Source organism: Chryseobacterium sp. YIM B08800, from assembly GCF_026163565.1.
Lineage (GTDB): Bacteria > Bacteroidota > Bacteroidia > Flavobacteriales > Weeksellaceae > Chryseobacterium.
This window is the reverse complement of sequence record NZ_JAPDKN010000023.1, coordinates 21498-27497: the sequence shown is the minus strand read 5'-3', so window position 1 is coordinate 27497 and position 6000 is coordinate 21498. Positions and strand designations below refer to the sequence as shown.

The window sequence follows — 6000 nt, the reverse complement described above, 5'->3', positions numbered from 1 at the left end:
GCCATAAAATTATTACTCAATAAAATTTAAACAGGCTCTAAGAAATAAAATTAAATTTAAATACAAAATTTTTACAACTTCGTTCAACTTTGACCGAAGTTTTTTGTTAATGAAATTTATAAGCAAAAAAGCTAATATTTGAGATTTATAATCAAATTGACTTATATTTTTTATTTATAAGTAATAATGATTATATTTGCAAAATGATAGCGGTCATCACTGGTGATATTATTAATTCGCAACATGCAGACACAGAAGTTTGGATTACCAAGCTTAAAAATCTTCTCGACACGTGGGGAAGTGCTCCCGCAACATGGGAAATCTACAGAGGCGACGAATTTCAGTTTAAATGTAATATCGATGATGTTTTTTGGCATTTCTTAGCTATCAAATCTCTTATAAAAAGTCAGGAAAATTTAGACGTAAGAATTGCAATCGGCATTGGTGAGGAAAACTTTTCTTCTGAAAAAATTACAGAATCCAACGGTTCGGCTTATGTAAATTCAGGAAGGTTGTTGAATGATCTGAAGAGTGATGGTCATACCGTTTCCATCAAAACTTCCAACGATTCTATAGACCGCGATCTCAATATTTTATTAAAATGGGCATCCAAAGATTTTGATAACTGGACGATGGCAACTGCCGAAATCATCCACGAAATGATAATGAATCAAGATTATACACAAGAAGATCTTGCCAAAAAATTTACCATTTCCCAATCCTCAATCAGCCAAAGACTGAAACGGGCAAACTACGAGCTTATCGTAGAAACCAATCAATATTTTAGAAAGAAAATTTCAGAATTGTAAGATGATTTTTATTCAACTCATATTGGCACATTTACTTGGAGATTTTATTCTTCAGCCAAATTCTTGGGTTGCAGATAAGGAAAACCGTAAACTGAAAAGTTCATATTTATATTTTCATGTTCTGATCCACATTGTTTTAAGCTTTATTTTCCTTTGGGATCTTAAACTTTGGTGGCTTGCTGTTTTGGTGGGAATTTCTCATTTTATTATTGATGCCTGTAAACTGAGTTTTCAGAATATTCAGACAAAAAAAAGATGGTTTTTTATTGATCAGGTTCTTCATGTAGCAGTGATTGGTGGGATTTCTCTTTATTTCAGTGAATTTAATTTTGAATTTTTAAAAGATCAGAATTTTTTGAAAATGATAATGGCAGCTTTGTTTTTAACGTCACCTGCTTCAATTTTCATCAAACTATTATTATCATCATGGACTCCCGTAACCGGAGAAGAAAACAGCGTACAAAGCGATTCTTTATCGAGTGCCGGAAAATATATCGGGATTTTAGAACGACTATTGGTTTTCACATTTATTGTAGTCAACCATTGGGAAGGAGTAGGCTTTATGATCGCGGCAAAATCTGTTTTCAGATTCAGCGATTTGGCACAGGCAAAACAGAGAAAACTAACAGAATATGTATTGATCGGTACATTATTAAGTTTTGGTATCGCTGTTTTAGCAGGAATTTTAATTAAGTAAAAAGTATATAAATCTAACTATAATTGAAAACCTTTGATTCAAGGTTTTCTAAAGTAAAAAAAGTAAAAATTATGAGTCAAAAGCTAGAAATGCTGTATGAAGGGAAAGCAAAACAAGTATTTGCAACCGAAAATCCTGACGAAGTTGTAGTACGTTTCAAAGACGATGCAACTGCATTTAACGCTCAAAAAAGAGGATCTGTAGATTTAAAAGGTGAAATGAATAATGCCATCACTACTCTTATTTTTGAATATTTAAATGAAAAAGGAATCAAAACTCATTTCATCAAACAACTAGACGAAAGAGAGCAATTGGTAAAGAAAGTATCAATTATTCCTTTGGAAATGGTCGTAAGAAACTATTCTGCAGGAAGTATGGCTCAGAGATTAGGAGTTGAGGAAGGAATTAAATCTCCGGTTACTATCTTCGATATCTGCTACAAAAAAGACGAATTGGGAGATCCGCTTATCAACGATCACCACGCTGTTTTCTTAGGAGCTGCAACGTATGAAGAGCTTGACGAAATGTATGAATTAACTTCAGACATCAACGAAATCTTGATCGATCTTTTCGATAAAATGAATATCATCCTTGTAGACTTCAAAATCGAATTAGGAAAAACTTCAGACGGCGAAATCATTCTTGCTGACGAAATTTCTCCTGATACTTGCAGACTTTGGGATAAAGACACGATGAAGAAGCTTGACAAAGACAGATTCAGAAGAGATCTTGGGGAAGTGACTGAAGCTTATGTTGAGATCTACAATCGTCTTAAAGCTGTTTTACAGAAATAATTTAATTTATTTAAAGATTTAAGAATTTAAAATTAAGCAGTCAGTAATCTTTTAATTATTAAATTTTTTAATCTTTTAATTTTAGAGAAATAGAAATGAAAAGTTTAGACATTCATAAAAGTGAATATTTAAAACAGTTTGAAACTCAAACCTACGGAAGAAATCTCTTCAGAACGCAGGAAGAAGAAAGACTGGATGCTCCGAATGAGGAGTGCGGAATCTTCGGAATGTATTCTGATAACGATCTGGATACGTTTTCTCTTTCACAGTTTGGTCTTTTTGCGCTTCAGCACAGAGGTCAGGAAGCTTGTGGTATTTCTGTTCTTAAAGACGGAAAAATCACCAATATGAAAGATGAAGGTTTGGTTTTGGATGTTTATAAAGAGATTCAGGATCCTGAAACTTTTATGGGAAATTCTGCAATCGGACACACCCGTTACACGACTGCAGGAGATAAAAAGAAGTATAATTTCCAGCCATTTTTTGCCAAAAACGAATATGACCAAATTATTCTTTCTATTGCACATAATGGTAACCTTACCAATGCGAAAGAACTGAAAGCTGAGTTGGAAGCCGAAGGTGTAGTTTTCAGAGCGACTTCAGATTCTGAGGTAATTTTAAGATTAATTCAGAAAAACCTTGACCTTGGACTTCGTGGTGCCATCAAAGCAACGATGGAGAAAATTGAAGGAGCTTATTCGGTGGTGGGAATGACGAGAAATAAATTCTTTGCATTCAGAGATTTCAACGGAATCAGACCTTTAGTTTTAGGAGCAATCAACGAAAATTCTTACGTTGTCGCTTCTGAATCTGTGGCTTTAGATGCTGTTGGAGCTCAGTATGTGAGAGATATTTTGCCAGGAGAAATCATTTATACAAATGAAAACGAGCCTGGAAAACTTCACTCTATTATGATGGATGAAGCGAAAGCGAAGCAAAGAATCTGTTCGTTTGAATATATTTATTTTGCAAGACCCGATTCTACTTTAGAAAACATCAACGTTTACGAAATCAGAGAAAAATCTGGTGAAAAAATCTGGGAACAGGCTCCTGTAGATGCCGATATCGTTATTGGAGTTCCTGATTCGGGAGTTCCTGCTGCAATTGGTTTTTCTAAAGCCTCGGGAATACCTTTCCGTCCGGTTTTGATTAAAAACAGATACATCGGAAGAAGTTTCATCGTTCCAACTCAGGAAATGAGGGAAAGAATCGTTAACCTGAAACTGAACCCGATTATTTCTGAGATCAAAGACAAAAAAGTAGTTATTATCGACGATTCAATCGTTCGTGGAACAACTTCTAAGAGATTGGTTAAAATTTTAAAAGAAGCGGGAGTAAAGGAAATTCACTTCAGAAGTGTTTCTCCTCCAATTATTGCACCTTGTTATCTTGGAATTGATACCCCATCAAAAGACGATTTGATTTCTGCAAATATGACGACAGAAGAACTTAGAAACTATTTAGGAGTAGATTCTTTAGAGTTTTTGAGCACGGATAATTTAAAAGAAATTTTAGGTTCGTCAAACCACTGTTTCGGATGCTTCACTGAAGAATATCCGGTAGCAAAAGGAGAAGAAATAGAATTATTTAATTAAGATTAATTTCTAAATAGAAAAAGGTCAGACTTAATTGTAAGTCTGACCTTTTTTATTGAAATAAGATTGTTCTTTTTTAGAATTTATAAGCTAAACCTACTTGGAAAGTATTGTTTCTTATTGCATCAGATCCATTTGGTCTGTCTTTAGCAACATCAGTTACACCTGCAACATATCTAGCAGTAATACCAATGTTATCTGTGAAATAATAACCTGCACCAAGACCTATTCCAAAATTGAATGTATTTAAATTGTCTTTATCAATTTTGTCGCTATAACTTGCTGATGATGTAGAAGTGTTAGATCCTGTTGTAACTGTTGTAGTTCTATCTCCTTTATTTTTAGCTCCTACTAAAAACCCAAATTCTGGTCCTGCTTCAACATAAAAATTTGGAACAAAATTATATTGGAACATTACAGGAACTGCAATATAATCAAGATTAGTTGAATAAGATTCCACATTTCTTGTAGTTGTACCTAATACTGTAAACTCGTCTGTGTTTTCTATTTTAGCTCCATATTGACTATATAAAACTTCCGGTTGAATACTGAAAGATTCTGCTACCGGAATTGTTGCAAAAATACCTGCATTAAAACCGATTTTTGATTTTTGATCTTCAAGACCTGCATCTTTAGATAGAGAAGAAACGTTCATACCCCCTTTAACACCAAATCTTACATCTGAAGACGATGACGTTTTAGTTGTAGTCTGAGCAAATGCCAAAGATGTTGACAAAACTGCGATTCCTAAAATTAACTTTTTCATAACTTAAATTTTTTAATATTTTACTAATTCTAATTTTAAATTTTACTACCAAACATTTTTAGTTTGACGAGTCGTATCTTTCAAATTGTTTGCCAAACCTTCAATTAGAAAATAAATTAAATATTAAAAAAATTTAGATATTCGAATAATAAAATCATAATGCATTATATTTCAATATATTAATATATCAAAATTTAATATGCATTAAATAATAACTATTGAAAATTAAATCTAAAAATTTAGTTTAAAACCTAAAATTCGCTTAAGATTTTGTAATAATTAATTGATTTTTGAATGTTTTCAGTACTACATTCATGATCATAAATACAAGAACCTATCCCTGAAAGCAAAGAAAAATTGATTTTTGCATCTGTATTTTTCTTATCATTTAATAATAAGTTGAAAATATCTTCATCTTTAAAATCGCTCAAATCAATAAAAGAAAAATATCTCTGAATATTTTCTATAATTATCTCTGAATCTTCTTTAGAAATTAAACCTTCAAGATAAGAAAGATGGCTTTCGCAAATCATTCCTAAGGCAACTGCTTCACCATGAAGAATAGGGTTTTCGCTCTGAAGACATAAACTTTCAATAGCATGACCGATGGTATGACCGAAGTTTAAAGTTTTTCTCACATTTTTCTCATGAAAATCAGCATTCACAACTTCCTGCTTAATTTCCATTGACTGTGGAATGAGCGGTTCAATTCCTGTAGGATCCAGATGTTGCAGCTTAATTAAAGCTTCCCAGTGTTTTTTATCAGCAATTAATCCGTGTTTCAGCATTTCGGCAAATCCACTTTTCAGTTCTTTTGCAGGAAGTGTATCTAAAAATCTTGTGTAGGCATATATCTGCTCAGGAAAAGAAAATGTTCCCACCATATTTTTATAGTGCATCAGATCAATTCCTGTTTTACCACCGATAGATGCATCACACATCGAAAGAAGCGTTGTAGGAATATTGATAAACTGAATTCCTCTTTTATAGGTAGAAGCTACAAAGCCTCCCATATCGGTAATTACACCTCCGCCAAGATTGATTATCAAAGCTTTTCGGTCGGCCTGCATTTCTGTAAGAATTTCCCAAAGCTGATTGGCAGTTTGAATATTTTTCATTTCTTCACCCGCTTCAATCTCCAGAATTTCAAAAGAAATATCGGTTTCTAAATTCCCTAATAATACAGGGAGACAATATTCATGCGTATTTTCATCTACCAAAATAAAAATTTTGCTGAATGATTTTTCGGTTAGAAACTGGTTGAGCTGCGAAAAATTTTCGTCTAATAAAGTAATCATTGTATGATTTTTTATAATTAAAAGCTATACTAAGCTACAAA

At 32.9% G+C, this 6000-nt stretch carries 6 protein-coding genes; 4 read left to right on the top strand and 2 right to left on the bottom strand.

Annotation, left to right across the window (positions count from 1 at the left end; genetic code table 11):
- Nucleotides 1–203: 203 nt before the first annotated feature.
- The 4 genes from OEW74_RS10265 to purF all read left to right on the top strand — a co-directional run bounded on the left by OEW74_RS10265 (nt 204) and on the right by purF (nt 3895).
- Nucleotides 204–809 (top strand): SatD family protein, encoded by a 606-nt coding sequence (locus OEW74_RS10265; protein WP_102980289.1) that lies wholly within the window; start codon nt 204–206, stop codon nt 807–809.
- Between the two features lies 1 nt (nt 810).
- On the top strand, nt 811–1506 hold the full coding sequence (locus OEW74_RS10260) for a DUF3307 domain-containing protein (RefSeq protein ID WP_265428391.1): 696 nt from the start codon (nt 811–813) through the stop codon (nt 1504–1506).
- A 71-nt stretch (nt 1507–1577) separates the two neighbouring features.
- Nucleotides 1578–2300 carry a phosphoribosylaminoimidazolesuccinocarboxamide synthase gene (gene purC / locus OEW74_RS10255; protein ID WP_230636270.1) on the top strand — a complete coding sequence of 241 codons (723 nt, stop codon included), beginning with the start codon at nt 1578–1580 and terminating at the stop codon, nt 2298–2300.
- Between the two features lie 95 nt (nt 2301–2395).
- Nucleotides 2396–3895 (top strand): amidophosphoribosyltransferase, encoded by a 1500-nt coding sequence (gene purF, locus OEW74_RS10250; RefSeq protein WP_265428390.1) that lies wholly within the window; start codon nt 2396–2398, stop codon nt 3893–3895.
- 76 nt (nt 3896–3971) lie between these two features.
- Here purF and OEW74_RS10245 read toward each other — a convergent pair whose 3' ends face one another.
- Both OEW74_RS10245 and aroB read right to left on the bottom strand, forming a co-directional pair.
- Nucleotides 3972–4661 (bottom strand): porin family protein, encoded by a 690-nt coding sequence (locus OEW74_RS10245; protein WP_265428389.1) that lies wholly within the window; start codon nt 4659–4661, stop codon nt 3972–3974.
- 251 nt (nt 4662–4912) lie between these two features.
- Complete coding sequence (gene aroB / locus OEW74_RS10240; protein WP_265428388.1) at nt 4913–5959, bottom strand: 3-dehydroquinate synthase; 1047 nt, start codon at nt 5957–5959, stop codon at nt 4913–4915.
- Nucleotides 5960–6000: the final 41 nt, after the last annotated feature.